Here is a 25,699-nt window from a genome sequence, read left to right as displayed (position 1 = left end):
ACTTAGGTTACTCCGCTGCCAAAATATCTTCCTTGGCATGGATCATTTGAGTCAAAAAGTCGCAATAAGGCGTTGGCACTTGGTACTTGTGGCCTTTTCGTGAGATTGCGCCATTGATATAATCGATCTCGGTTTTGCGATGATTATTGATCAAATCTTGATACATGGATGGATAGTGCATTCCGATGCCTTCTGGATCATAGGTTTCTTCAATATGGTGGACTACTTCGGATACATCCAGTTCAACAGATTCATGGGCAGCAACTGCCGCAAATTCTTCCACGATCGTTTGGACCATCGCACGCGCTGTTGAGGTTTGTCCGAATTGAGCAATATTCACATTTAAAATCGAACACAAGCCATTTAGGGTGCCGTTGACACAGGCTTTGCGATAGATGGAGTAACGGATGTTCTCAGAATAAGACGCATTCAACCCAGCATCAGCCAAGACTGCCGCCAATTGACGGGCATCTTCTTCTTTCCCCGGTTCGATATTTTGCAGTTCTACAGAACCATCCCCAAACAAGCGAACATTACCAGGACCAATCAAGTCCGCCGTCCAAATGGTATTTCCTAAAAAGATTTTATCCGTGCTGACATATTTTTCAATCGTGTCCTCATGACCGATCCCGTTTAATAAGCATAAGACTTTCGTTTGCTCTCCGATCATCGGTTTGATCGTTTGCATCATTTGATCCAGTTGCATCGCTTTAGTAAAGACCAGGATCAAGTCTGCTTGTACAGTCGTTGGGATCTCATTTTGCGAATAGATCGAAAAAGGGACTGCGATCTCTTCACCGTTTAAGTTCGCTCGTAATCCGTGTTCACGGATCGCTTCGATATGCGCAGGCCAGCCGTCGATTAACGTGACGTCATTTCCGCCTCTTTTTAGCATAATAGCAAAACGGCTGCCCATAGCACCTGCACCAGCAATAACAATTTTCATCTGAATTCCTCTTTCCTCTTCCACAATTAGGTATAGTTTACTCTAAAATCGTGAAATATGCGAGAGCCTTGCGTTTTTTCTCGATAGGAAAGAAAAAAGAACAATTGGAATAGTTAGATTTTTCAGATAATTAAAAAACAATCGTTTCCAATTCTGTCCATTCAAAAAAGCCGCACGGAAGGTGGAAAAACTGACTGAGCTAAGCCAGTTTTCGGACTCACGTGCGACTCTTTTAATCATTCATTTCCTGTGAAACAGTTGTCGGTTTAGGCAGTGACTGTTTCATTTTTTGTTTCAAAGTTTTTTAACCGTTCAGCTTTTTCTGCTTCTGTGATTCCATGTTGCTCCACGTAACGGTTGTGTTCGTGGATGGCACAATCATAGCTGCAGGCACCTAAATGGGCAGCCTGATTTTCCTCAGAAGTTAAGAATTGGCGATTGCATTCTGGGTTGGCACAGTTTACATAGCGCTCGCAAGGTGTCCCATCAAACCAGTCGCGGCCGATGACTTTTTTATCTACATGATTGATTTCCACACTGATGCGTTCATCAAAGACGTACATTTTCCCATCCCAAAGCTCGCCTTGAACTTCTGGGTCATTCCCATAAGCAAAGATACCGCCATGGAGTTGGGCCACATCTTCAAAGCCTTCTCGCAGCAGCCAGCCTGAGAATTTTTCACAACGGATACCACCAGTACAATAAGTAACGACTTTTTTATCCATGAATTTTTCTTTATTATCGATGATCCATTGCGGCAACTCACGGAAGCTGCGGATATCGGGACGAACGGCTCCTCGGAAATGGCCTAAATCATATTCATAATCGTTACGGGCATCGATCACCACGGTATCTTCATCTAACAACGCTTCTTTGAACGCTTTAGGATCTAAATATTTTCCAGTCATTTCTAATGGATCGATGTCGTCTTCAAGGTTCAATGAAACCAATTCTTTACGCGGACGAACGAATAGCTTTTTAAACGCATGTTCTTCTACTTCGTCAATCTTATAAAAAATCCCTTTAAAACGGGGATCAGCTTCCATTTTTTCCATATAGCGATCCGTTGCTTCAACCGTTCCAGAAAGTGTGCCATTGATCCCTTCATTGGCTACTAAAATACGGCCCTTGATGCCAATTTCTTTTCCAAATGCTAAATGCTCCTTGGCGAAGCTTTCCGGATCTTCAATTGTTGTGTATTTATAAAATAATAAAACGCGGTATGTCAAACCAATTCCTCCTTTTTTTGCACCCTACAGTATAGGTTATCACGTGACAAAAAACGAGTTTTATGCTTGTACCTTTTCACACAATCTTTTTCTTTTATAAACAGTTTCATTGATTGGTTTTATTGATTGGTTTGATTGAGCTCTGCCACGAAAAAAGCTGTGACTTGATCCATCGTTTCTCCACGTACCAGATGGCGTTCTTCTCGCGAGATAAACTGCAAATTTGCTTCTGGATTTTCTGCCACAAAGGCTTCCACATCACCATAAGGAATTTTCTCGTCTTGGGTACCATGCCAAAACAAAAGAGGACGCTGTCCCAATTTCTCTGGTTGAGAAGACAGGTCGTAAGCATCCATCCAGCTTAAAAGCTGACCATAATCCTCGGGTACAAAGAACCCAGCAGCGCCAGCGTGCATTTGGATGCGGTCACGGTATTTCAACATGGAAGGAGAACCCATGATACAAGCTGCCGCTGTGATTTCTGGATGCTGACACAATAAACCGCACGTGGTCATCCCTCCCATAGAGACTCCGCCAACTGCGATCTGACCGTTGACCAAACCAAGGTTTTCAAAAAAATCGACTAAGTAAGAAAACTCAAATAGATTGGTTTGGATACTTTGCCAAAAAGTTAAAGAAGGAATCTCCGATAGCTGGGTCTTGCGCTCCCCATGATTGGCTGCATCTGGCAAGACCACCCGAAAACCTTCTCTAGCCAACTTTCTGCCTTGTGTCAACACTAATTCTTTACTCGTCTGCCAGCCATGATAGTAAATAATCAATGGCAGCGGCTCATAAATCATTTCTTCTGGTACGACTTCTAAGACCGGAATATTTCCGATTTTTCTTTTTCGAACAGCTAATTTCATTCTTTTCCACCTCAGCTTAAGTATACAAAAAGTCGCCAAAAGCGCCACTGATACGCTGTAAAAAAAGATCATACCCGAAGAGTATGATCCCTTTTTCGTTTATGAATGTAAGACCGCTTCTCGAGCCAATGCCAAACAACCGAGGGTTCCAGCGTTGTCTTCCAATGCTGGGGTCACGATATATTTGCTTAACTCAGGTGTTTCGACATACCCATTGACCAATTTTGCAAATGCGTCGTGGACGTTTTGCAGCATATGGCGTTGTTTCATCACACCACCGCCAAAAATGATCACATCTGGAGAAAACATCAAGGTTGTATTGTAGGCACATTGAGCAATATAGGAGGCTTCGATTTCCCAATAAGGATCATCTTCTGCAACCTCTTGACCTTTTTTCCCTAAGCGTTTTTCGATGGCGGGTCCAGCAGCCATCCCTTCTAAACAGTTGCCATGAAATGGACAGCTGCCAGCAAAGTCATCTTTTGGATGAGGGACGACCAGCATATGCCCCATTTCTGGATGACTAAAGCCTTCGATAAAGCGCCCTTCTTGTAAGGCACCGCCGCCAACACCTGTACCGATCGTGTAATAAACGACACTACTCAATCCTTTGCCACTGCCGAAGACATACTCACCATAGGCGGCCGCATTGACATCTGTTGTCCAAGAAATCGGGATCGGAAATTCTTTTTTCATGGTACCGATGAAATCAAAATTTTGCCATGCCAATTTCGGGGTCGAGGTAATGTACCCATAAGTGGCAGAATCGCGATGGATATCGATGGGCCCAAATGAGCCAATCCCAATCCCTGCTAAATCTGCTTGGTATTGTTTGAAGAAACCAATGACTAAAGGCATTGTTTCCTCAGGTGTCGTTGTCGGAAAGCTCACTCTTTCCTTGATCGTCATTTCTTCATCGCCAATGGCGCACACAAATTTTGTGCCGCCTGCTTCAATCGAACCGTATAACATGCACATCGCTCCTTTTTTTCTAACTACTTGCTGAACTTGACGCTGCGGCATCATCTGCTTTGACGCGATCGATGGCTACCACTAATGCAATGATCAGGTCATCTAGATCTTCTTCATAGATCACAACTTCATAGGTATCGCCCCAAGAGATCCATTTTTTGTGGATCTCTGCGATCCGTTTGCCGTTGCGGTTGACCACAAAATCCATATCCCACCAATTGCCGTCCACATCGATGCCTTCTGCACTGATGGAATAGCGGGCTTTAAAAAATGTGAAATGTTTTTCTAAAACGATCGCTTCTTGGCCGTGGACTTCCACAAAAAATTTCGGTAATAAACTGAACACTTTTTTGGTGATCTCCGCAATCGGTCGCTGCTGCTCATTGAAGATCGTAAAACTTTTCGGGATCTTAAAAAAACTGCCTTCGACATAATAGCGAGGGTTTTGTAAATCATCAGTGACGGTAAATTTTTCACCGATGCTGAAAACCTTCTGTTTGATGTAAAGTTTCTTCAAATGCTACACTCCTTTCTCTTTGACATCGCCCGTATTGATCACCGGCTGCGTGCCTTTATCGGTAATGATCGACACCAATAAATTATTGATCAGTTGGACTTTGCGGTCATCTGTGAAATTGATGTCCTGTCCGTCTTCGATTTGTTCTAACGCCATTTGTGTCATGGAGACGGCCCCTTCAACAATGATTTGCCGTGCTGATAAAATTGCTTTAGCTTGTTGGCGCTGCAACATCGCACTAGCGATCTCAGTCGCATACGCGAGGTGATTTAAGCGGGTCTCTATGACTTCGACCCCAGCAACAGCCAATCGTTCTTGCAATTCTTTTGCCAGTTCTTCCGAAACTTCATTGGTATTGCCTCGCAACGTCAGATCATCGTCATTGAACGTGTCATACGGGTATTGCGTCGCAATATGACGAATCGCTGTTTCACTTTGGATCTCAATGAAATCTTGGTAATAATCGACATCAAACAATGCTTTCGCCGTATCTACGACTTTAAAAACCACCACCGCCGAGATCTCGATCGGGTTTCCATCTGAATCATTGACCTTCAACAGCGAACTGTTAAAGTTGCGGACTTTCAATGAAACATTGATTTTTTGGGTTAATGGGGTTGTCACGAACAAGCCGTTGTCTTTAATGGTTCCTAAGTACTGCCCAAAAAAGAGGATCGCTTTGGCTTGGTTGGGCTGTACGATCGTTAACGAACTAAGGAAAAGAAACGAAACGATCCATAAAAGAATGCTGAGAACGATTTCGAGAACGCTCTCATTTACGAACCCATGATAAAACAAATAACCGCCGCCAACTAATAACCCAATCAGCACAACCAGTGCTAAATACCCATTCACATGAAATGTCTGTTTTTCTGTCATTTTTATTCCTTCCCTTCTTGCTCTTATCTTACCTTGGTTAAAGCCGCTGTGCAAATGTTCTTGCGCATATCAGGGACGATTCCCAATCAAGCTATTTTGTTTTCTGCAACTTTCCCGTTACAATTAAGGTAGGACAAAATTTTTCTCAAAAAAGGGGTAATTCTTATGGCACAAAAAATTGACTTAGAAACGAGTAAATGGTCGTTGGAATCGATCATTAAAACGGTCGGCACCGATCTTTCCTCTGTTGTAGAGGTACAAAACAAAGATGGCATTGACGTTGTAGTGATCTCGAAAGACGAGTGGCAACATCTTTTGGAATTACTCGATGCACGTCATGCAGAAGGCTATCGGTTGGAACAAGAGCTTCCTGAAGAAATTTTAGTTGACGTTGCCGATACCGACAACCAATACACCGAAGAAGGCGAGTTAGAAATGGAGCTGCCTGAGCGTGTTCATCCAGCACCTGATTTTGAACTGGATTCAGAAGAAATCGTTGAAAGTGATGACGTACTAGATTAAACAAAAAAGCAAAACGGCCACAGGCACGTTTTGCTTTTTTTATAGCTCTTTTTCCTGCTTTTTGGTAATGACCGCTTGCAATCGTTCGATAGCAGGTTGCAATTCTTGCTGTGCTTCTTCTTCGGGTTCTAACTCTGCGCATCGTTGCAGTCGCTCTAACCACATCTCTGGTTCTTTGACGCCCAACTGACCAATGGCCCAATAAGCCGTTCCTCGAATCACTGGCCGCACGTCTTCTGTCGCACAGCGCCAAATCGCTGGCAAGGCACTGCGGTCTCCCACATTGGCTAAGGCGATGATGGCATTACGCTGTAGCGGTTTTTTCCCCCGCCAAGAGCCAGATAGATGGCCAAATTGTTCTTTGAAGGCTTTGTTTGATAAAGACAGCATCGGTTGCAGTTTTGGATAAACGGTATCGACTTCAGGCTCCATCTCTTGATGAAAATGGAAGTCCTTCCCCCGATTATAAGGGCAGACCAGCTGACAAATATCGCAACCGTAAATCACGTTATGCATCTTTTTGCGGTACTCTTCTGGCATCATGCCCTTCGTCTGGGTTTGATAGGACAAACAGCGCTGGGCATTCATCCGACCATCGCCCAATAACGCTTTGGTGGGGCAAGCCGTCACACAACGCATGCAATCCCCACAACCAAAAGGGACCTCTTCATCTGGTTCAAGAGAGATATTAGTGACGATCTCCCCGAGATAAACAAACGAACCAAACTCTTCTGTGATCAGCAAGCCATTACGACCGATAAAGCCAAGACCCGCCCGCTGCGCTGCCGCCACATCCACCAATTCCCCTGTATCGACTTGCGGTGCGAAACGCCATTCGACTTGTTCTTCCATCGTTTGCGCTTGTTCTTTGATAAAGGCGATCAAGCGATCCAATCGTTCTCGCAAAATATCATGGTAATCGATGCCCCACGAGGCACGGGCAAACATGCCACGTTTTTCATCCCGCGGGACTTTCTCTTTGATTTTTGTCGGATAAGCTAAAGCGATCGCAATGATCGTTTGCGGATTTTCAAATGTCCGTTCAGGATAGATCCGCTCTTCGATCACGGGATGCTCAAAACCAGAGGTATGGCCTTTGGCTTTTTGTTCCCGCAAGGAAGGCTCCAATGCCAAAAACGGCTCCGCTGAAGCAAACCCGATCTTGTCGATGCCAAGCCGCTTGCTTTCTGCAATAATTTTTTCTTTTAAAGACATGCTCGCTACCCTCTTTTGTCCGCTAAGCATCTGCTTCTCGGCTTTTTCTCTTCCCCTATTATACGTAAGCACCTGAAAAAAGTCGATGATGCGGTTTGTTCCCCAGTTTTTTTCTTTCTTTAAAAGAACACGTGTTGATTGTTTAAGATTTTAATTAATTTTATCATTATTTTCCTCGCAACGATTGCATTGCCTTTTTCGAATGCTAGACTAGATAAAGGAATCAGAAAGAAATGAACAAATGAAATGGAGATGCTTATGACTCAATTACCCACCGGCTTGACTGCAGCAGAAGTCGCCAAGAAAACCCAAGAGGGGTTGCACAATGATTATGAAACAAAAACCAGTAAATCAACTGCTGCGATCATCAAAGACAATTTACTGACATTATTCAATTTTCTCAACCTATTGATTGGCGTTTTTTTATTTGCCGTAGGCGCCTATTCCAACATGTTCTACTTAGCGATTATTTTTGTGAATATCACCATTGGGATCAGCCAAGAATTGCACGCGCGTAACTTAGTAAAAAAACTCTCACTTGTTTCACCGCAAACGGTACGAGTGATTCGAGATGCCCAAATCCATGAGATTTCAGCCAAAGAATTGGTCTTAGAAGACGTAGTCATTCTTGGTGCTGGGGACCAAATCCCCGCTGATATGACGGTGCTTTCTGGACTAGTCGAAGTCAATGAAGCGATGCTGACTGGTGAAGCCGATCTGGTTGTCAAAGAAGCAGGTGCTTCCTTACTCTCAGGGAGTTTCATCGTCAGCGGTGAAGTGACAGGAACAGTCCTTCATGTCGGTGCAGAAAACTACGCAGCGAAACTAAGCAATGAGGCAAAGGTCCACAAACCGATCCGCTCTGAGCTGCTTGCTTCGATCCGTAGTGTATCCAAATTCACCAGCTATGTAATCGTTCCTTTAGGGGTGATTTTGTTCTTCCAAGCCTTTATGATGCGAGATGCTGGGATCAAGGAATCCGTCGTCGTTTCTGCCGCTGCCTTATTAGGAATGTTACCAAAAGGACTTGTCCTGCTGATCAGTATCGCCTTGACGACAGGTGTCATTAAATTGGCCAAAAAACGGATTTTGGTCCAAGACATGTATGCCGTCGAAACCTTGGCGCATGTCGATACCCTTTGTCTGGATAAGACAGGGACGTTGACGGAAGGCCATATGGTTCTCGAATCGATCGTTCCTCTCCAAGCCGACAGCGACCCTAACATGCTCTTAGGGAATTATTTGGCAGCCAGCACAGATAACAATTTGACGATGCAAGCATTGCGTCAAGGCTGCCCTGAGCTAACGGATCATCAACCGATCGAAGTCGCTGCCTTTTCTTCACAGCGCAAATGGGGTGCTGTGGCTTTTGAACATCTAGGAAATGTCTATCTTGGCGCACCTGAAAAAGTCGCTGGCTCTGCTGCCTTGCCGCAAGTCAAAGAAGCGCAAGAAGCAGGTCTGCGAGTGTTGATTTTAGCTGTAGAGACCAATCCAAAAGCGCCAGCATCCATTGACCCAAGCAATGCACAAGCGGTGGCAGTCTTGATTTTATCTGATATCATCCGCCAAAACGCTAAAGAAACATTGGCTTACTTAGCGGATCAAGGCATCGATCTAAAAGTGATCTCTGGCGATAATCCAATAGCTGTCGCAGCGATCGCCCATCGTGCAGGCCTAGCGAATGCCGATCAAGCCATCGATCTTTCTACCTTAACGACCGAAGCAGAAGTCCGAGAAGCTGCGACACGCTATACGGTCTTTGGTCGTGTGACCCCTGAACAAAAGAAACTACTCGTTCAAGAATTAAAAGCCAATCAACGGACCGTTGCCATGACGGGTGATGGCGTCAACGATGTGTTGGCACTACGGGAAGCCGACGTCAGCATTGCAATGGCTGCTGGCGACAGTGCGGCTCGTCAAATCGCTAACTTTGTCTTATTGGATTCTGACTTTACTACGTTGCCAGATGTTTTATTTGAAGGACGCCGCGTCGTCAATAACGTCACCAAAGCGTCGGGAATCTTCTTTATCAAGACGATTTACAGCTTCTTGCTCTCTTTAGTTTGTATCCTGACATCCAGCGCCTTTCCGTTCTTGCCGATCCAAATCACATTGATCGACTTAGCAATTGAAGGCTATCCTTCTTTCTTCCTTTCTTTTGAAGAAAACAAAGCACCAATCAAGGGGCGCTACTTGCCGACGGTCTTACTCAATGCGTTGCCAAATGCCTTGTTGGTGTTAGTCAATTACTTTGCGATCCGCTTTTTACAAACCGACTACGGTTGGTCGCAATTTGATACAACGACCTTGTTGTACTATTTGTTGATCGGGATCAGCTGTATCGCTGTGATTCGCGCTTGCTTGCCATTAAATACATTGCGATTGTTCTTAGCGATTACCACTACCGTGGGGATCTATGTCGCAGCAATGCTCTTCCACGGGTTGCTGGAAGTCGGTTTCTTGACCGCCGTAACATTGCCTTACTTCCTTGGCATGATGGCATTGAACATCTGCCTGTACGTGGGGCTTTCTTTCCTAACGAAGCGCTTTTCAGCCAAAGTGCTTGTTAAACAGTCTTAATTGATTTTGCAGCATCGCTCTTTCTTGCTTTGTCCAGAAAGACGATGCTGTTTTTTTGTCCTCTCCATAGGTGCAACCATACAAGAAGAAAGAAATTTGGTATACTGAACCTGTAGGCGGTTTCAACAAGGACGGTGTTTCTTTGTAAAAGGCAATCCCCTTGTCAAACAGCCAAATTTAATCAGAAAGTGTTGGTGAAATTGGATGAAAAAAAGTATTTTACTCGTTTCTCACAGTCAGCAACTCACCGAAGGATTAAAACAGATGATCGAAGAAATGGCTGATGGCGAGTCAGTCACGATCTATTCTTTAGGCGGGACAGCAGAAGGAGAGCTGGGTTCTGACGCCACGAAAATCGTGGATGCCATCAACGAATCCGCAGATGCTGAACTGATCTTAGTCTTTGCCGATCTAGGCAGTGCTGTTTTGAATGCCGAACTTGCATACGACATGCTGGAACCTCAGCAACAAGAACGCTATCACCTGATCGACGCACCGCTGGTGGAAGGTGCCTTTGCTGCAGCGATCACCGCTGGTTTCAGTGATGATTTGGCGCAAATCGTTGCAGAAGCAAAAAAAGCAGCCGAGAAAGGATGGCATGAAGCATGAAAAAAATCATTAATGATCCCTCAATGATCGTAGAAGAAATGTTGGCCGGTATCGTAGGCAGTTATCCTGAACTGGTCCATCAAGTCGCCGACTCACGGGTGATCGCTAAGAATAATCAAAAAGAACAAGTCGGTCTTGTTTCTGGCGGTGGGAGCGGACATGAGCCGGCCCATGCTGGCTTTGTCGGTGATGGGATGCTTAGCGCCGCCGTTTTAGGCGATGTCTTCACCTCCCCGACCCCCGACCAGATTTTGACGGCTATCCAAGATTCTGATCAAGGACAAGGCGTCTTGCTGATCGTCAAAAACTATACTGGCGATATCTTGAACTTTGAGATGGCCAAAGATATGGCAGAAATGGAAGAGATCACGACGGAGATCGTGGTCGTGGATGATGATATCGCTGTTGAAAATAGCACCTATACTGCTGGCAAACGAGGAGTTGCCGGTACGGTCTTAGTCCACAAGATTTTAGGCGCAGCTGCTCGTAATGGTGCCAGCTTAAGTGAATTAAAAACACTGGGCGATGCCTTGGTTGCATCGATCAAAACCATTGGGGTCGCATTAAAAGCGGCAACAGTTCCTGAAGTTGGGAAACCAGGTTTTGACTTAGCCGATGATGAGATCGAGTATGGCGTGGGCATCCACGGCGAACCTGGTTACCGTCGAGAAAAACTGAAACCCTCACGTGAACTAGCACAAGAGTTGGTGGAAAAAATCTTAGCGGATTATGAAAAGACCCCAGAAAAAGTCGGTGTCTTGATCAACGGTATGGGTGGTACGCCGCAAATGGAGTTGTTCGTTTTTGCCAATGATGTCGCGAAATTACTTGCAGAAAAAGACATCCCTGTCTCCTTCCATAAAGTCGGCAATTTCATGACTTCCATCGATATGCAGGGACTTTCACTGACCATGATCGATTTCAGCGAAACGGATCACACCGATGCGTTAAATGAAGACGTCACAACAATAGCCTGGTAAAGGAGCGAATAGAGATGCAATTGACAACAGAAACGGTGCAAGCATGGTTAGATACCTTCACGAAAGAAATCGAAGCAAACAAAGCCTATTTGAGCGATTTAGATACACCGATCGGCGACGGAGACCATGGCAACAATATGGCACGCGGCGTAGCTGCTTATCAAGAAGCCTATGCCAAACAACAGCCAACGACGATCAGTGATACCTTTAAAGTCTTCTCGATGGCAATGATCTCAAAAGTCGGCGGCGCTTCAGGTCCCCTTTATGGTTCGGCGTTTATGAATATGACTAAAGCAACGAAGGAACTAGAAACGATCGACTCCTTTGAACAATTAGGTACGATCGTTGAAGAAGGCTTGACGGGCATCAAAATACGGGGAAAAGCTGAGTTTGAGGATAAGACCATGATCGATGTCTGGCAACCTGTCGCAGAAGCCTTGAAAAAAGGGGATTTGACCAAGGACACGATCGAAGCAGCGAAAGAACATACCAAAGAACTTGTTGCTAAAAAAGGCCGTGCCTCTTATGTTGGTGAACGTGCCATCGGTCATATCGATCCCGGATCAGCTTCTAGTGCGATTTTGTTTGACTCACTGTTAACGGTGATAGAAAAAGATTAAAAAACGATGCTCTTTCAAAGCACCGTTTAAGACAAAAGACAAACCTTATGATTGCGTAAGGTTTGTCTTTTTCTTGCTTATTCCTCTTGTAAAATCGTTTGGGCAACTAGCTTCACGTATTGATCCATGCCATCTGGATTTGGATGGACCCGATCTTCATAGAACCATGACTCTTGGTCATTACTCAAATCATACCAATCGATCAAGGTCATATTGTCGTATTTTTCCGCCATGCGCTCCAACATCCGATTGACTTCATTTTGCCAACGCTGTGTCGGCACCCGTACATTGATCCAGTAGACTTTGCGATCACCGATCTCATTCATAAAGCTATCAAATTGGGCTTCTGTAAAGGAACCATTCGTTCCAAGCCCCACAAGGACGGTATCCCGCAAAAGATTTTTTTCTTTCAAGTCTTTGATCAATTCAGGGCTCGCATACAGCTGGCGCCCAACATCTCCATTAACTACCGCTTGGGTAAAGACTTCTTTCAAGTCAGCCGTTGCATCCAGCATCACGGAATCACCAAAAGCCGTGATTTCAAGAGATTCTGCTTTTTTCACTTGGGCTGCTGTGAGATCATATTTTTCCATGATATTTTTTTCATCTTCACTCGTGTTCGCCTCATCGTCCGCTTCATTGCCTTCAGCGTTCGCATTCTTCTGCGATTGCTCAGCCACTTTTTTATTGGCCGCAATGTTGTCTTTCAACTGCTGCTGCTGGGCATCGACATAATTTGTCGGTGCGGTCACGACGCCAAACAAAGCAACGAGGGTAATGAGCAAGCTGGGCACTAACCACGGTTTTTTCCAACTAAAAATTGGTTTACTGAACCAACCGCGGACCGTTCTGAATGTATCTTTGTACTGGAATTTACGCATTGGGTTTTCGATAAACCGATAGGACAATTCACTGATAAACAAGATCAAGAATAGTTCCACTAACGTGTGCATCAGCACATTCTCCCCGATATTCCCAACTTTTGCTTCGTAAAATATCATCACTGGAAATTGATACAAATAGATCCCATAACTGCGCTTGCCGATATAACTGAAAATCGGATTACTCAATACACGATTCAAACTGGCTCCGGGATGAGCGGTGACTGCCACAAGAATCGTACATAGGATACTGATCAAGAACATGCCGCCATAATAGACAAAGGTCAAATGATCATCTAAGAAAAAGAACGCTGCAATCAGACCAGCCAAGGAAGCAAAACCAGAGATATTTAAGACTCGTTTGGCTTTTTGCGGTATCTCTTTCTTCAAGTGGGTACTTGGCCAAATGAATGCTAAGGCACTCCCCATCCAGATCGAAAAGAGTCGCGTATCTGTTCCATAATAGACCCGTGTTGGATCAGCACCTGGTGTGTAAAGGACCGCTAACAGAATTGCCGATAAAATCGTGACTGCGGCAGTAAATTTAAAGGCGCGATGCCTCTGCTTGCCGATTTTCATCAACAAAATAAACACTAAAGGCCAAATCAGATAGTTCTGTCCCTCCACAGCCAATGACCACAGATGGGTAAAGGGAGATTCATTACCAAACCGATCAAAATAGGATAACCCATGATTGATCTGCCACCAGTTGTTATAATACAGCAGCGAGCTAACAAAAACCCCGCGCAAATTATTCAGCAGGTTTCGCTGGAACAAAGTGATATACGCTGCTGAGATAAGCAGCATCACCACCATTCCTGGATAGAGCCGTTTCATCCGCCGAATATAAAAATCTTTGACTTTGATTTTGCCGTTTTGATCCCATTCTTGCCTCAGCAAATCAGTGATTAAATAACCTGATACGACAAAGAATACTGGAACTCCTAAATACCCGCCTCGCATATGAGTAGGTAGTAAATGATATAAAATAACGCCGATGACTGCCAAGGTACGAATGCCGTCGAACCCGGTAATATAGCGGCTTGTACTTAAACGTTTGTTCATTCTCCAACCACTTTTCTCTAATTGATCCAATTGTTTCATAAAAAAACAATTTCAGCATGAACGCTATTGATTCCATACTCTCATAATTTACCAGAAATCCCCCATATAAAGCTAGCAACATCTGCTATATTTCAAAAAAATTAATTTTTGGCGAAAAAAAAGTACTTCTATAAAGAAATACTTTTTTCAACTCCTTTTTTACAGTTCTTCTTCATAAAACCGACCCAAAATCTGGACATTTTCCGCAATACTGACAAAGGCTTTTGGATCGGCTTCTTTCATAGCACTGCGCAGCATCGGCAGTTCAAAGCGTGTGACTACCGTCAGCAAAACCGTTTGTTTGTCATGTTTGTAGGCTCCTTCGGCTTCATTGATGATGGTAATGCCTCGCCGCATATGTTTTTGGATCGTCTGAATGACTTCTTCTGGGTTGCGAGTGATGATCGTCACCTGCATTTTCTTTTGTTTCGTAAAGACCGCATCCGTCACTTTTCCACTGACAAAAATCGCGATCGCACTATACAACGCATATTGCCAGCCAAACAAGATCCCAGCGGCGAACAAAATAACAATGTTAAAGAAAATCGATATCGAGCCGATCGTCTTCCCTGTCCGTTTGCGGATGGCAATGCTGACAAAATCCAGCCCTCCGGAAGAAAGACCATTCTTCAAGGCATAGCCGATCCCCACTCCATTGATGGCACCACCGAAAATCGCACAGATCATCGGGTCCGTCGTGACGGTTTCTTCTGGCAAAATTTGCACGAATAAGGATGTCAATAAAACAGTGATTCCAGTAAAGATCGTAAATTTGTGGCCGATCTTAAACCAGCCAAGAAAAAATAATGGCACATTCAACAATAATAGCGCAAGAGATAAGGGGATATAAAACCCGATCCATTCTCTTGAGATCGTAGTAATGATCTGAGCGACACCGGTAATGCCGCTGGAATAAATATTGCCCGGCTGATAGAAAAAATTGACCGCAATCGATGCCAGCAGTGCGTACACGATCGAGAATGAAAGTTTGTTGGCATATTCCGGATGAGGGAGCCATTTAAACAGAGGAGTCATTGCATTTCATAGCCTCACTTTTTTGATTTGCCTTTATTATACTTCAGCTCAAAAAAAAAGAAACGAGCAATGAAAGAAATGGGTGAATTCTCATGAACTTTTTTCATTCATTCACCAATTTCTATTTCATCACTCATTTCATCATGGGTTTAACGCTTATTCGTTTTCTTCAACCGTTGTTACATCAATGCTCAAGTCAAACAGTTGCATTGGTGAAACGGTACTTGGTGCTTGTGACATTGGATCAGCCGCTTTCCCATTTTTAGGGAAGGCAATGACTTCGCGAATGTTTTCTTCACCAGCCAAGAGCATTACTAACCGGTCTAACCCAAGGGCGATGCCGCCATGTGGTGGGAAACCATAATCCAAAGCATCCAATAAGAAGCCAAATTGATTTTGCATCTCGCGACGTGAGAAGCCTAGCGCTTCAAACATTTGCTCTTGCACTTCCCGTGTATGGATACGCAATGATCCGCCACCTAGCTCGTAACCGTTTAGCACGATATCGTAGGCTTGCGCATAGACTTTTGAAGGGTCTGTCGTTAACAACGGCAGATCGCTTTCTTTTGGCAATGTGAACGGATGGTGAGCAGAAACATAGCGACCTGCTTCTTCATCGTATTCAAATTGCGGCCAGTCAGTAACCCATAGGAAGTTGAATTTGCTCTCGTCGATCAAGCCTAATTCTTTTCCTAATTTATTACGGATCGCACCTAACGTTGCTGAAACGATCTCAAAGGAATCGGCACCAAACATCAGAATATCGCCAACTTCCGCATTGGCTGCTGCAATAATCGCGTCGGTTGCTTCCGTCAAGAATTTAGCGATCGGTCCTTTCAATCCATCTTCTTCAACTTTGACCCATGCCAATCCTTTGGCACCAAATTGGCCAGCGTAATGACCTAGATTGTCCATGTCTTTTCTGGAGTATTTGTCTGCAGCCCCTTTGGCGTTTAAGACTTTCACAACGCCGCCTTTTTCAAGAGCCATTTGGAAGACTTTAAAATCAACGTCTTTCACAACTTCTGATAAGTCGATAAGCTCCATGTCAAACCGTGTATCTGGTTTGTCACTGCCGTAGCGTCCCATTGCCTCATCATAGGTCATCCGTGGGAATGGCAAGGTAACTTCGATGCCTTTGACTTCTCGCATCACTTTTGCCAATAGCTCTTCCGTATAGGTTTGAATTTCTTCTGCCGTCAAGAAAGAGGTTTCGATATCGACTTGGGTAAATTCAGGTTGACGGTCGCCCCGCAAATCTTCGTCACGGAAGCAACGTACGATTTGATAGTAGCGATCGAAGCCAGCACCCATCAATAACTGTTTAAAAATTTGTGGTGATTGTGGCAACGCATAGAAATGACCTGGATAGATCCGTGAAGGAACCAAATAATCCCGCGCGCCCTCTGGTGTTGATTTTCCTAGATAAGGTGTTTCGATATCTAAGAAGTCGTTCGTGTCTAAGAAATTGCGGATCGCTTGCGTCGTTTTCGCCCGCATCACGATGTTGTTCGTCATTTTTGGACGACGCAAGTCTAAATAACGGTATTTCATGCGAATCTCGTCGCCAACGGTTTGATCATCTTCAATCAAAAAGGCTGGTGTTTTTGCAGTGTTTAAAATCGTGATTTCGCTGATCATCACTTCATAGGCACCTGTCACCATTTTCGGATTGATGGCTTCTGGTGCACGATTGATGACTTGACCCGTTACTTCTAATACATATTCGCTGCGGCATTTGTCCGCGATTTCCCAGGCTTCTTTCGAAACCTCAGGATTGAAGACGATTTGCACGATCCCTTCCCGGTCGCGTAAGTCAATAAAAATCACGCCACCTAAGTCACGGCGCTTTTGCACCCAGCCTTTTAGTGTCACTGTCTGGTTTAAATGGGTCTCATTTACTAACCCGCAATATACTGTACGTTTTGTCATTCTTTTTCTCCTCACTCAAACATTTTGGTTGTCATTTCATCGTAGATCTCATCGAAGCGGGCATAAAGATCCGCTAACGGAAATTGTTTTTCTTCACGGCTTGCCATGGATTTGATATTGATCACTTGTTCTGCTAATTCTGTTTCGCCTAGAGTCAGAACCAACCGTGCTCCTTGTTTATCAGCAGATTTAAACTGGGCTTTGGCTTTACGATCCATGAAATCACGATCGGCAGAAAAACCGAAATTACGAATCGCTTGCACGACTTTCAACGCTTCTAAATTGGTTTCTTGTCCCAAACCAACCACATACGCATCTAACTCATTCAAAGCAGGAATCACAACTTCTTCGGCTTCCATAGTGATCAATAAACGTTCGATCCCTAAAGCAAAACCAAAACCAGGTGTTGCTGGTCCGCCTAGCTCTTCCACTAAATGATTGTAACGACCGCCGGCACAGATGGTGGCTTGCGCCCCCATTTTTGGTGCCTCACTCATGATCTCAAAAATCGTGTGGGTATAATAATCCAAACCGCGCACCATATTTGAATCGATCTCATAAGGGATCTCCAACGCATCCAGCATACTCGTTACGGTTTCAAAATGTGCCTTGGCATCTGGTGTTAAGTAGTCTAGGATCGATGGCGCATCCGCCACGAATTTTTGGTCACGCTTGTCTTTGCTGTCAAGGACCCGCAAAGGATTTTCATGCAAGCGGCGTTTTGAATCCTCACTAAGCTCCGCTTCATGGGGCGCTAGATAATCGATCAACGCTTGGCGATAGTTTTGGCGTGTTTCTTTGTCGCCTAATGAATTGATGACCAAGCGCAATTGACCCAGTCCTAATTGACGATAAAAATCCATTGCCATCGCCATTGTCTCAACATCGGTCGCTGGATTTGCTGAACCGAAAACTTCGACACCGATTTGGTGGAATTGACGCAAACGGCCTTTTTGCGGACGTTCATAACGGAACATTGGTCCCATGTAAAACACTTTATAAGGCTTCGTATGTTCTGGTCCGAATAGTTTGTTTTCGACATAAGAACGAGCGATCGGTGCGGTGCCTTCTGGACGCAACGTCACATGACGCTCTCCTTTATCGTAGAAATCATACATTTCTTTTGAAACGATATCCGTTGTGTCCCCGACACTGCGGGCGATCACTTCAAAGTGCTCAAAAATCGGTGTCCGAATTTCGTTGAATTGGTAATCGCGAAACACTAAGCGTGCTGTTTCTTCCACAAATTGCCATTTTTCGGATTCTCCTGGCAAAATATCGTTGGTTCCTTTTGGACGTTGGTAACTCATCGTATGCATCCTCCTATTTGTTTCATGGTTGCCCATGTTCTTTGCTTTCATTGCTTGTTTGCTTATTCACCTATTGCTTGTTGCTCATTGATGTGGGTGGGTTGTTCTCGTGTTTGACTTTTGGGTTATTGCGCTCTTTGCCGTTGGTTGCTGGTCATCATTTCGTTGGCTTCGACTGCAATTGAACAAAGCAAAAAATGCCAAGTACAGCTTTCATGTCTCACTTCTTACGCCAGTCATAGTGATTCCTAGTTCGGTTACTACGCTCCCTGCACTCGCCTAGTACTGTTCATCATCTGCTCTGTTCCGCTTTGCGGACCAGTCGCAGTGATTCACAGCAAAAAACTCGCCCTTGTTTTTTATACAAGGGCGAGTTTTGATTACACGCGGTACCACCTAAATTCGAGAAATGTTCTTCTCCTTCGCTCGATTAACGCTCGGTCACGGAACAGCTTTTCTTCTGTTCATCTCCAGATTGTCTTTCCTTTACACGTCCTAAACTGCTTTCAGCCGGGGCAGTTTTCTCTTTTAAGGAGTAGAATAAAGTACTCGATCCTTCACTGATTTTTGATATTATCTATAAACTACAAGAAAGCTATGAAAAAGTCAAGGTGTTTCACTGTCTTTTTCACTCCGCTGCTCTCTAGTAGCATTTTCTCTAGTGGCCAACGCAAAGAAGCTCTCCTTTTGTTTGCTTTTCTTCCTTTTTGCGTTATGCTGAATAACGGAGGTTTTGTTTCTATGAAAGGAGCTGTTTTTATGTCTTTATATTCAGGCTATATCCGTCAACCACACTACTATGAGACCGATCAAATGGCGATCATCCATCACGCCAATTATATCCGCTGGTTTGAAGAAGCCCGCGTGGAATTACTCGCGTTTTTGGATTTACCGTATCATACCATCGAAGAAGCGGGCTTGATCGTTCCCGTGCTGGAAGTCAGTGCGCAATACAAAACGATGATTCGTTACGAAGATGAGGTGCGAATCGATGTTTTGGTCGACAAATATACTGGCACGCGTTTGGATTTTCGCTATGAGATCTACAAAACTAGTGATGGTCAGTTGGCAACGACGGGGACTTCAAAGCATTGTTTTTTAGCAAAAGAGACCAATCGCATCGTGCAGCTGAAGCGTAGTTTTCCTGAAATCCATCAACGATTTGCTGATTATGCTGCCCTGTCAGGGGAATAATCAATTCTGATCACTCATTTAAGTCAAAATCCTTGCTTTTTGAAACGGCTTTCGTATAATCAAAAGTAATTTCAGGGAAGGATGATGGCGATGTACGTGATTAAAGTTTTGCATGGTTACATTGGCAAAGATGGTCGTCGCACTCGTGAAAAAATTCCAGACAAGTTATGGGTCTTTGAAGATCGGAAGCAGTCCGAAGCATTTGCAGATAAAATTGGTGGTCGCGTCAAACCGTTAACTGAAGTCAAACAGCATACGTAAAAAAATAAGCCGTTATCGTCTTTTGCGCATAGACGATAGCGGCTTATCTTTTTTACTGCGAAACAGGATTAGTCATCCAATTCGGTTTCTAGTACTTCACCTGTTTGGGCATTGATTTTCACATCTGTTTGTTTGTTGCCATCTTCTACTTTGACTTCCCAATAAGTTACATTCATTTCTTTGTCTAATGACCAATCTGTTGCTTGACCACCGCCAGCTTCTTTCACGGCGATATCAGAAATTTCTTCCAATGAAAGCAAGTTGGTTAGGTCCAATTGATCGGCATCTTTTTTGACACCGTTTTGTTCATCGGCATCCAATTTTTCCGTTCTTTCTTCAGAAGTTTCTTTGGTTTCTGCATCGATCTTTAATTCAAACTCATTCGTGTCATCCACGCCTTCTACTTGGTAGAAGTAATTGCCAAAAGAAGTATCCAAATCAATCGAAGTGATCGCTGCATCTGGGTATTTGTCTTGGAATATTTGGATCGCTTCTTCTACGGTCACCGTAGGTAAGCCGCCATTGGCGATCGCTGCACTGCTTGAAGAGCTGTCTGTTGCTTGTGACGACGTTGTTTCACTTGATGAGGCAACTGCTGTGCTTGAGCTGCTGTTTTGCGCAGGTTCTGAATTTCCAGTGTTGTTTTGTGTACATCCTGCCAATAATCCTAATGCGGCAATTCCGAATAAAATAGTTGTTTTTTTCATGTTTCATTCCTCCAATTGTTTGTGTATTCCTTTTTTCTATATATTTAGAATAACAAGTTCCTCATGAAAAAGAATCAAAAATGCTTGAAGAAAATCTAAAAAAATCTTCATCTTTCTCTTTCATTTGGAAAGGCAAGTTTAAAGATACTGCCTTGCGGTTGATTGTCTGTCACGGTAATTTTGGCATGATACTTGTCTGCCAGCTGTTTTACCAGTGAAAGCCCGATGCCTGAACCAGCAATCTGGCTGGAACGAGAATCTTCTACTCGATAGAACCGTTCGAAAATCAAGGCTTTCTTATCATCGGGAATCCCAATGCCAAAATCGGCGACGGTCAAAGACATCTGTCTCTGCTCTTGCGTCAAGGTCACATGAATCGGCTGATCGGCAGGTGAATACTTCGCGGCATTTTCTAACAGGTTTTGGATGATTTGCTGGAAGTCACGTTTATGCCCACGTTTCATACATTGGTTCTCCACAAAATATTCAATCGATTGCGGAACGATCGTCGCTTGTTTTTCACACTCTTCTCGGACGATCTGGGAAACATCAACAAAGGTCATTTCATCTTGGGATTGATTTTTTTCTAGGTCCAACAATTGATTGCTCAATGTTTCCAAACGCTTCGACTCTTTGTCGATAAACGCCATTGAGGAAGGAATGACTTCGGGATGTTTGGTTCCACGCCGCTGGATCAATTGGACATGTCCGCGAATCGCAGCTAAAGGTGTTCGCAGCTCATGGGAAGCATCGGCAACGAACCGTTTTTCCCGCTCGATCGTCTCTCGCTGTTCTTTCAATAATTTATTAAAGGCCAATGCCACCGAACGAATCTCGATGGGCTCTTCAGAAACCGTCAGTTCTCCTGTTCGACTTTGTTCAATGGCAGCAATTTCTTGCGCCATACCCGTAAGCTTCTGACTCCATTTCCCGACACTCCAATAAATCAGCAGACTGCCCACGACAACAGCGATCAGATTCAAGAAACTGCTGATCATAAAGAGGCCATAGGCTAATTCCACACTATCCTCCCCATTGATAGCGATCGTCACCTGATCCCCATCGACTTCTTGGGTTTTCGTGTAATAGATGCCCTCCTCTGTAAAAACGATGTCTTCGAGAAAAGGAATCACTCGCCCTTGATTGATATCGGCAAAAATCTCTTCCGCATCTTCTGATGAAACGACACTGCCATCGGCTAAGATCACTTGCAGGGCGTCTTCTTCATCTGCCGAGACATAGGCATTGACGAGAAAGTCCCAGGCATCCCCTGATGCCTCACCTTTTTCGATGGCTTCAAGGATGTTGCTGGCACGATTTTCGATATGTTCAAACAAATAACCTACGGATAATAAAATAAACAACAGATTGAAGAGAATCAGCAGACCAAAGAGAATCAAGGAAAAGCGGCTCGTCAATTGAAATTGGGCTGTTTTTCTACGTTGGTTGGCTGATTTATTCTTCATGATCGGTCCTCAAGACATAGCCTAATCCACGAACGGTTGCGATCATTTTGCCTTTGCCGCAAACATCCAGCTTGTTCCGCAGTGTGCGGATATAGACATCTACAACATTCGTTTGGCCGTCGTATTCATAGCCCCAAATCTCATTCAACAGGTCATCTCTCGTTTTGACTACCTCGGGTTCTTTCATCAATTCATATAAAATCCCAAACTCTTTGGGTGTCAACTCAATGGTTTCACCGGCAACCTGAACCAAGTGCTTGGCGATGTCCATCATCAGCTCCCCCGCCACTAATTGGTTTTGCTGGTTCTTTTGTTGTTTGGCTTCTCGTTGCAACCGTCGCTCGATCACCCGAATTCTGGCAAACAGTTCTTCGATTTCAAAAGGTTTCGTTAAATAATCATCTAATCCGACATCAAGCCCCGTCACCACATCGGCGGTTTGATTTCTGGCGGTCATCATCAAAATCGGGATGTCGCTTTCTTTACGTATCCGCCGCGCCACTGTGATGCCGTCATAGATTGGCAGCATCCAATCCAATAAAATCAGATCAAAGGCATTTGCTTGCTGATTGAACAAGGTCAATGCCTCTTGCCCATCTTTGGCCCAGACCGTGTCATATCCCTCAAAAGTCAATTCGGTCTGAATAAAACTGGCTAAACTTTCTTCGTCTTCTACTAGCATGATCTTCAAGGCCATATGCACTCCTCCTCCTGTTTTGCTTCTATCATAACGGATTTTTTCGAAACTTCCTAACTGATTGAAAGAAAAAAATCATGAAGATTTTTTCATGTTCAACAAAAAAAGACGGCATGAACCAAGGTCCACTCCGTCTTTCATTTATTCCATATTTTTTGCTAGCTGATACGTGCCAACGAGTTCTCCTTTTTCGAGTTGAAGCACGTAAGGACATGTTTCAGCTAAAAACTCACGATCATGACTGATCACCGCTAATAAATCAACTTCTTTGGCAACTGTTCGCAACAGTTTTGCGACTTCTTCCATTTGCTGCAAATCTAACCCACTCGTTGGTTCATCGAAAAACAACAAGCGTTTACCAGAAAGCAGGGCACTGCCGATGGCAACTCGTTGTTTTTCCCCACCCGACAAGCTTTGCGGATGTCGGGCAAGGAGTGGTGTTAAGTGCAACAATGAGACAATTTCTTCAAAACGAGCTTGGTTTTGGGCTTTGATCAGCAGCTCTTTTTCCACCGTTTCAAAAAACAGCTGCAAGTTGACATCCTGCATCACAAGAAAGCTTTCCTGCAGCAACTGCTTTTGGGTCCGCTTTTGTCCATTGATGGCAAATACTGCTTCTGGGCATTTTTTCAATCCTGACAGGACTTGCACCAACGTACTTTTGCCAGCACCATTTGGTCCAACGATCCCCACAGCTTGCTTCGTCGGCAATTGTAATTCAGGCAAGTTGAGCGCCCAATTTCTGCTGTTTGCTGAGCGTTTCGATTGCTTGATCTGCAGATGCGTTGCCCTTAATCCAGACTTTTCTGGCAAAGATTCTCGGCAGTGCTGAATTTCCAATGCCGCCTCGCCTACTTTTCGCAATCCCAACTCGTGAATTGCCTCCTCGGGCAGTGACAAAAGCTGAGCTGCTGGATAAGACGCCCGCAATCGTCCTGCTTCTAATAGACAGAAGCGATCTGCCAGTGGCGCCAAATACGCCAAGCGGTGTTCGGCGATCACAATGGTTTTCCCTTGTTGTTTTAAAGAAGCCAATCCTTGAGTCAACTTTTGGATCGCGTCTTGATCCAAATTACTGGAAGGCTCATCCAATAAGAACACATCATGGGGCAACATCGTGGCTGCAGCGAGAGCAATCAGCTGCTTCTCCCCACCAGATAGGTCAAAGACACTAGCATCAAGCAACGGGGTCAGGGAAAACTGCTGGGCTACTTCGGTGATTCGCTGCCGAATGTTTTCTGGTGCGACGCCCGCATTTTCCATCGAAAAAGCCAACTCCGAATAGACATCCGTGGTGAAAAATTGCGTCTTGGGGTTTTGAAAGACGACGCCAATCGTCTGGGCATAATGGGAGAAATCGGCAACTGGCAAGTCTGTTTCTCCGACACGGATCTTTCCTTGCACTTCGGCGGGATACAGCTCAGGGATCAAGCCATTCAAAACATTGAGCAAGGTCGATTTTCCGCTGCCGCTAGCGCCGCACAAAACGATGACTTCCCCAGCTGCGACCGTCAAAGAGAGCTCAGATAATACGGTCCGATTTTCTCGTTTCACTGACACTTGTTCTAGTGTGATCATCCAAGCCACATCCTTTTCACGATAAAGCCGCCTAATGCTAAAAAGACCAAGCCATCCCACCAGCGCAGCTTCAGTTCGTGGACGGTGGTATGGGGAGTTTCAGATGCTAACCCGCGAACCAGCGCCGTAGCCGACAGCTCGGTTGCGGTCTTTTCAGCCGACATCAGTAATGGGATCAAAAAATACTCCGCACTTTGCAGCGGATGAAGCAAGATCGATCCTGCCGACAGCGAGATGCCGCGAAAGCGCATCGCTTGGCGAATACTTTTGAAATCTTGTACCAGTGTGGGAAAAAAACGAAATAAGACTGCCAGCGGGACTAATAATACGTTGGGCACGTGCATTTTTTGCAGCGCAGCCATCCACTCACTGTTTTTCGTCCCGCTAATGGCAAAAGCCGCCGCCATGATCGTTGGCAATAAGCGGCGATAACCGACGGAAAAGAAATCCAGCAACACGATTAGTACGTGGTTGCCTTGGCGAAACAAAAAACTATCTGCCATTGTCAGCAAGACAAACACGCCATAGAGCAGCAAGCCTTTTTTCCAAAAGCCGCTGACTATAAATAGCAGCAGCAAGAAAGTGACAAAGGCAAACTCATCGATCCAGCTGATGGTCACCATCATAGTAAAACTAGCAAAGAGAATCACCGCTAATTTGCTGCGGGGATCAAACCTTGTTTTCGACACATTCCTCACCCTTTATGCGATTGGATCGTTGGTTGAAAATGTTTTTCCATCAAGCGACTGCCGATACCTAAACCAGCCACCGCACCAATCAAAACCGCCAATGCACAAAGCCCTAACATCAAATTGGAGGTATGAGCAAACACGCCGGCAATGTAGGTTTCATCTTTTCCACGAGCCACTAATGAATCGATGTAGGCATTTTTCATAAACCACAGGGGTAAGATCGGACCCATCAAGCCAAAACTAAAGACGATATAACTCGCCAGTACGCGAACGTTTCCTTTGAGCTTTGTTTTGTATTGGATCAAATCAGCTGCTAAGGCACAAATCATATTGGGCAAAAAGGCCAATGGAAAATGTCCTGAAATCAAAAAAAAGAGCCCTACCACGGTACCCATAATGGTGATTGCGCCAAATTTCGGTACTTTATTCAATAAAATCAGATAGATAATGCCAGAAAACAAAGCGGTGACTGCTGGAATAAATAAATTATGAAAACCTGGGATCACAAAACGCAAAATCAATAGACAGACGCTCATTAAAAGAAAATAGATCGCTGTATAGATCCCTACTGCAATTAAATCTTGAACCTTTAGTTTTTTCACTGCGTATACGCTCCTTCTTGCAAGCAATCAATGAAAAAACCGTTGCTGCTTGCTTGTACAAACTTATTTTTACAAAGCCTCAGTATAGCACAAAGCAGACGTTTTTATGGGGAGATATGCTTACCAACAGTCGATTTTCTTCTAAAACAGAACCAACAAATAGAGGTGTCTTCTGAATGGCTCCATTTCAACACACAGGTACCTTTAAAGATCCACTAATGGAAAAATGAATCTTTCACACGTTTAGTTGTTTCCTCCTCTTCCCATCTTTGCGAAATTAATGAATAATAGACAAGGAC

The 25,699-nt window shown here is 44.4% G+C and carries 24 protein-coding genes and 1 other annotated feature; of the genes, 7 read left to right on the top strand and 17 right to left on the bottom strand.

Annotated elements, in window-relative coordinates; all coding sequences use genetic code 11:
- Positions 1–7: 7 nt before the first annotated feature.
- The 6 genes from ACI3E5_RS03300 to ACI3E5_RS03275 form a co-directional block, all read right to left on the bottom strand.
- Positions 8–946, bottom strand: coding sequence for a 2-dehydropantoate 2-reductase (locus ACI3E5_RS03300; protein ID WP_074934119.1), 939 nt, complete (start codon positions 944–946; stop codon positions 8–10).
- Positions 947–1,212: 266 nt separating this feature from the next.
- On the bottom strand, positions 1,213–2,175 hold the full coding sequence (gene trhO / locus ACI3E5_RS03295; protein ID WP_016609477.1) for an oxygen-dependent tRNA uridine(34) hydroxylase TrhO: 963 nt from the start codon (positions 2,173–2,175) through the stop codon (positions 1,213–1,215).
- Between the two features lie 119 nt (positions 2,176–2,294).
- Positions 2,295–3,044 (bottom strand): alpha/beta fold hydrolase, encoded by a 750-nt coding sequence (locus tag ACI3E5_RS03290; protein WP_185080143.1) that lies wholly within the window; start codon positions 3,042–3,044, stop codon positions 2,295–2,297.
- Positions 3,045–3,143: 99 nt separating this feature from the next.
- Complete coding sequence (gene scrK / locus ACI3E5_RS03285) at positions 3,144–4,016, bottom strand: fructokinase ScrK (RefSeq protein WP_010749999.1); 873 nt, start codon at positions 4,014–4,016, stop codon at positions 3,144–3,146.
- A gap of 19 nt (positions 4,017–4,035) precedes the next feature.
- Positions 4,036–4,533, bottom strand: a complete 498-nt coding sequence (locus ACI3E5_RS03280) for an LURP-one-related/scramblase family protein (RefSeq protein ID WP_005233908.1) — start codon at positions 4,531–4,533, stop codon at positions 4,036–4,038.
- Between the two features lie 3 nt (positions 4,534–4,536).
- On the bottom strand, positions 4,537–5,412 hold the full coding sequence (locus tag ACI3E5_RS03275; RefSeq protein ID WP_010750000.1) for an SPFH domain-containing protein: 876 nt from the start codon (positions 5,410–5,412) through the stop codon (positions 4,537–4,539).
- A gap of 165 nt (positions 5,413–5,577) precedes the next feature.
- Between ACI3E5_RS03275 and ACI3E5_RS03270 the strand changes: the two genes are divergently transcribed.
- Positions 5,578–5,934: a hypothetical protein gene (locus tag ACI3E5_RS03270; protein ID WP_005228172.1), complete on the top strand. Its 357-nt coding sequence runs from the start codon at positions 5,578–5,580 to the stop codon at positions 5,932–5,934.
- A gap of 39 nt (positions 5,935–5,973) precedes the next feature.
- On the opposite strand, the gene queG is transcribed toward ACI3E5_RS03270, so the two are convergent.
- Complete coding sequence (queG, locus tag ACI3E5_RS03265) at positions 5,974–7,149, bottom strand: tRNA epoxyqueuosine(34) reductase QueG (protein ID WP_005228165.1); 1,176 nt, start codon at positions 7,147–7,149, stop codon at positions 5,974–5,976.
- Positions 7,150–7,407: 258 nt separating this feature from the next.
- Between queG and ACI3E5_RS03260 the strand changes: the two genes are divergently transcribed.
- The 4 genes from ACI3E5_RS03260 to dhaL all read left to right on the top strand — a co-directional run bounded on the left by ACI3E5_RS03260 (position 7,408) and on the right by dhaL (position 11,941).
- Entirely contained in the window at positions 7,408–9,732 is a 2,325-nt protein-coding gene (locus ACI3E5_RS03260) for an HAD-IC family P-type ATPase (RefSeq protein WP_498820765.1), read from the top strand.
- A 204-nt stretch (positions 9,733–9,936) separates the two neighbouring features.
- Entirely contained in the window at positions 9,937–10,341 is a 405-nt protein-coding gene (gene dhaM / locus ACI3E5_RS03255) for a dihydroxyacetone kinase phosphoryl donor subunit DhaM (RefSeq protein WP_271770880.1), read from the top strand.
- Positions 10,338–11,321, top strand: a complete 984-nt coding sequence (dhaK, locus tag ACI3E5_RS03250; RefSeq protein WP_005228158.1) for a dihydroxyacetone kinase subunit DhaK — start codon at positions 10,338–10,340, stop codon at positions 11,319–11,321. Before dhaM ends, dhaK begins: the two co-directional genes overlap by 4 nt.
- Before the next feature lie 14 nt (positions 11,322–11,335).
- A complete protein-coding gene (dhaL, locus tag ACI3E5_RS03245; protein ID WP_498820764.1) occupies positions 11,336–11,941 on the top strand; it encodes a dihydroxyacetone kinase subunit DhaL in 606 nt (201 codons plus the stop codon).
- Positions 11,942–12,018: 77 nt separating this feature from the next.
- Here the strand turns inward: dhaL and ACI3E5_RS03240 are convergent, their stop codons facing one another.
- The 4 genes from ACI3E5_RS03240 to hisS form a co-directional block, all read right to left on the bottom strand.
- A complete protein-coding gene (locus ACI3E5_RS03240; protein ID WP_142964541.1) occupies positions 12,019–13,887 on the bottom strand; it encodes an acyltransferase family protein in 1,869 nt (622 codons plus the stop codon).
- A 198-nt stretch (positions 13,888–14,085) separates the two neighbouring features.
- Positions 14,086–14,961, bottom strand: coding sequence for a YitT family protein (locus ACI3E5_RS03235; RefSeq protein ID WP_005233887.1), 876 nt, complete (start codon positions 14,959–14,961; stop codon positions 14,086–14,088).
- A gap of 156 nt (positions 14,962–15,117) precedes the next feature.
- Positions 15,118–16,893 carry an aspartate--tRNA ligase gene (gene aspS, locus ACI3E5_RS03230; protein ID WP_074536792.1) on the bottom strand — a complete coding sequence of 592 codons (1,776 nt, stop codon included), beginning with the start codon at positions 16,891–16,893 and terminating at the stop codon, positions 15,118–15,120.
- Positions 16,894–16,904: 11 nt separating this feature from the next.
- Positions 16,905–18,203 carry a histidine--tRNA ligase gene (gene hisS / locus ACI3E5_RS03225; RefSeq protein ID WP_142965555.1) on the bottom strand — a complete coding sequence of 433 codons (1,299 nt, stop codon included), beginning with the start codon at positions 18,201–18,203 and terminating at the stop codon, positions 16,905–16,907.
- Between the two features lie 362 nt (positions 18,204–18,565).
- Positions 18,566–18,773: a binding site (T-box leader), on the bottom strand.
- 189 nt (positions 18,774–18,962) lie between these two features.
- Between hisS and ACI3E5_RS03220 the strand changes: the two genes are divergently transcribed.
- The gene (locus tag ACI3E5_RS03220; RefSeq protein WP_008379539.1) at positions 18,963–19,397 is read left to right on the top strand and encodes an acyl-CoA thioesterase; all 435 of its coding nucleotides are present in this window, start codon (positions 18,963–18,965) and stop codon (positions 19,395–19,397) included.
- 90 nt (positions 19,398–19,487) lie between these two features.
- Positions 19,488–19,658 carry a hypothetical protein gene (locus ACI3E5_RS03215; RefSeq protein WP_008379536.1) on the top strand — a complete coding sequence of 57 codons (171 nt, stop codon included), beginning with the start codon at positions 19,488–19,490 and terminating at the stop codon, positions 19,656–19,658.
- Positions 19,659–19,726: 68 nt separating this feature from the next.
- On the opposite strand, the gene ACI3E5_RS03210 is transcribed toward ACI3E5_RS03215, so the two are convergent.
- The 6 genes from ACI3E5_RS03210 to ACI3E5_RS03185 all read right to left on the bottom strand — a co-directional run bounded on the left by ACI3E5_RS03210 (position 19,727) and on the right by ACI3E5_RS03185 (position 25,400).
- Positions 19,727–20,365 (bottom strand): PepSY domain-containing protein, encoded by a 639-nt coding sequence (locus ACI3E5_RS03210; protein WP_010750007.1) that lies wholly within the window; start codon positions 20,363–20,365, stop codon positions 19,727–19,729.
- Between the two features lie 107 nt (positions 20,366–20,472).
- Positions 20,473–21,831, bottom strand: coding sequence for a sensor histidine kinase (locus tag ACI3E5_RS03205; RefSeq protein ID WP_060791497.1), 1,359 nt, complete (start codon positions 21,829–21,831; stop codon positions 20,473–20,475).
- Positions 21,821–22,528 (bottom strand): response regulator transcription factor, encoded by a 708-nt coding sequence (locus tag ACI3E5_RS03200; RefSeq protein WP_142964540.1) that lies wholly within the window; start codon positions 22,526–22,528, stop codon positions 21,821–21,823. Before ACI3E5_RS03200 ends, ACI3E5_RS03205 begins: the two co-directional genes overlap by 11 nt.
- Positions 22,529–22,669: 141 nt before the next feature.
- Positions 22,670–24,106: an ABC transporter ATP-binding protein gene (locus tag ACI3E5_RS03195; RefSeq protein ID WP_142964539.1), complete on the bottom strand. Its 1,437-nt coding sequence runs from the start codon at positions 24,104–24,106 to the stop codon at positions 22,670–22,672.
- A complete protein-coding gene (locus tag ACI3E5_RS03190; protein WP_142964538.1) occupies positions 24,103–24,804 on the bottom strand; it encodes an energy-coupling factor transporter transmembrane component T in 702 nt (233 codons plus the stop codon). The genes ACI3E5_RS03195 and ACI3E5_RS03190 overlap by 4 nt, the downstream gene beginning before the upstream one ends.
- Positions 24,801–25,400 (bottom strand): MptD family putative ECF transporter S component, encoded by a 600-nt coding sequence (locus ACI3E5_RS03185; RefSeq protein WP_010750012.1) that lies wholly within the window; start codon positions 25,398–25,400, stop codon positions 24,801–24,803. Before ACI3E5_RS03185 ends, ACI3E5_RS03190 begins: the two co-directional genes overlap by 4 nt.
- Positions 25,401–25,699 lie beyond the last annotated feature (299 nt).

Origin of the sequence: Candidatus Enterococcus avicola, from assembly GCF_047470845.1 — a bacterium.
In the GTDB taxonomy this organism is placed as follows: Bacteria; Bacillota; Bacilli; order Lactobacillales; family Enterococcaceae; genus Enterococcus_D; species Enterococcus_D casseliflavus.
Note: the sequence above shows the minus strand (reverse complement) of the source record. Positions and strands in the feature narration are given on the sequence as shown.

Bases quoted from the DNA above. Each gene is read 5' to 3' on its own strand.
- ACI3E5_RS03300 (WP_074934119.1), bottom strand. From the start codon at position 946: ATGAAAATTGTTATTGCTGGTGCAGGTGCTATGGGCAGCCGTTTTGCT.
- ACI3E5_RS03290 (WP_185080143.1), bottom strand. From the start codon at position 3,044: ATGAAATTAGCTGTTCGAAAAAGAAAAATCGGAAATATTCCGGTCTTA.
- scrK (WP_010749999.1), bottom strand. From the start codon at position 4,016: ATGTTATACGGTTCGATTGAAGCAGGCGGCACAAAATTTGTGTGCGCC.
- ACI3E5_RS03275 (WP_010750000.1), bottom strand. From the start codon at position 5,412: ATGACAGAAAAACAGACATTTCATGTGAATGGGTATTTAGCACTGGTT.
- ACI3E5_RS03270 (WP_005228172.1), top strand. From the start codon at position 5,578: ATGGCACAAAAAATTGACTTAGAAACGAGTAAATGGTCGTTGGAATCG.
- queG (WP_005228165.1), bottom strand. From the start codon at position 7,149: ATGTCTTTAAAAGAAAAAATTATTGCAGAAAGCAAGCGGCTTGGCATC.
- ACI3E5_RS03260 (WP_498820765.1), top strand. From the start codon at position 7,408: ATGACTCAATTACCCACCGGCTTGACTGCAGCAGAAGTCGCCAAGAAA.
- dhaM (WP_271770880.1), top strand. From the start codon at position 9,937: ATGAAAAAAAGTATTTTACTCGTTTCTCACAGTCAGCAACTCACCGAA.
- dhaK (WP_005228158.1), top strand. From the start codon at position 10,338: ATGAAAAAAATCATTAATGATCCCTCAATGATCGTAGAAGAAATGTTG.
- dhaL (WP_498820764.1), top strand. From the start codon at position 11,336: ATGCAATTGACAACAGAAACGGTGCAAGCATGGTTAGATACCTTCACG.
- ACI3E5_RS03240 (WP_142964541.1), bottom strand. From the start codon at position 13,887: ATGAACAAACGTTTAAGTACAAGCCGCTATATTACCGGGTTCGACGGC.
- ACI3E5_RS03235 (WP_005233887.1), bottom strand. From the start codon at position 14,961: ATGACTCCTCTGTTTAAATGGCTCCCTCATCCGGAATATGCCAACAAA.
- aspS (WP_074536792.1), bottom strand. From the start codon at position 16,893: ATGACAAAACGTACAGTATATTGCGGGTTAGTAAATGAGACCCATTTA.
- hisS (WP_142965555.1), bottom strand. From the start codon at position 18,203: ATGAGTTACCAACGTCCAAAAGGAACCAACGATATTTTGCCAGGAGAA.
- ACI3E5_RS03220 (WP_008379539.1), top strand. From the start codon at position 18,963: ATGTCTTTATATTCAGGCTATATCCGTCAACCACACTACTATGAGACC.
- ACI3E5_RS03215 (WP_008379536.1), top strand. From the start codon at position 19,488: ATGTACGTGATTAAAGTTTTGCATGGTTACATTGGCAAAGATGGTCGT.
- ACI3E5_RS03210 (WP_010750007.1), bottom strand. From the start codon at position 20,365: ATGAAAAAAACAACTATTTTATTCGGAATTGCCGCATTAGGATTATTG.
- ACI3E5_RS03205 (WP_060791497.1), bottom strand. From the start codon at position 21,831: ATGAAGAATAAATCAGCCAACCAACGTAGAAAAACAGCCCAATTTCAA.
- ACI3E5_RS03200 (WP_142964540.1), bottom strand. From the start codon at position 22,528: ATGGCCTTGAAGATCATGCTAGTAGAAGACGAAGAAAGTTTAGCCAGT.
- ACI3E5_RS03195 (WP_142964539.1), bottom strand. From the start codon at position 24,106: ATGATCACACTAGAACAAGTGTCAGTGAAACGAGAAAATCGGACCGTA.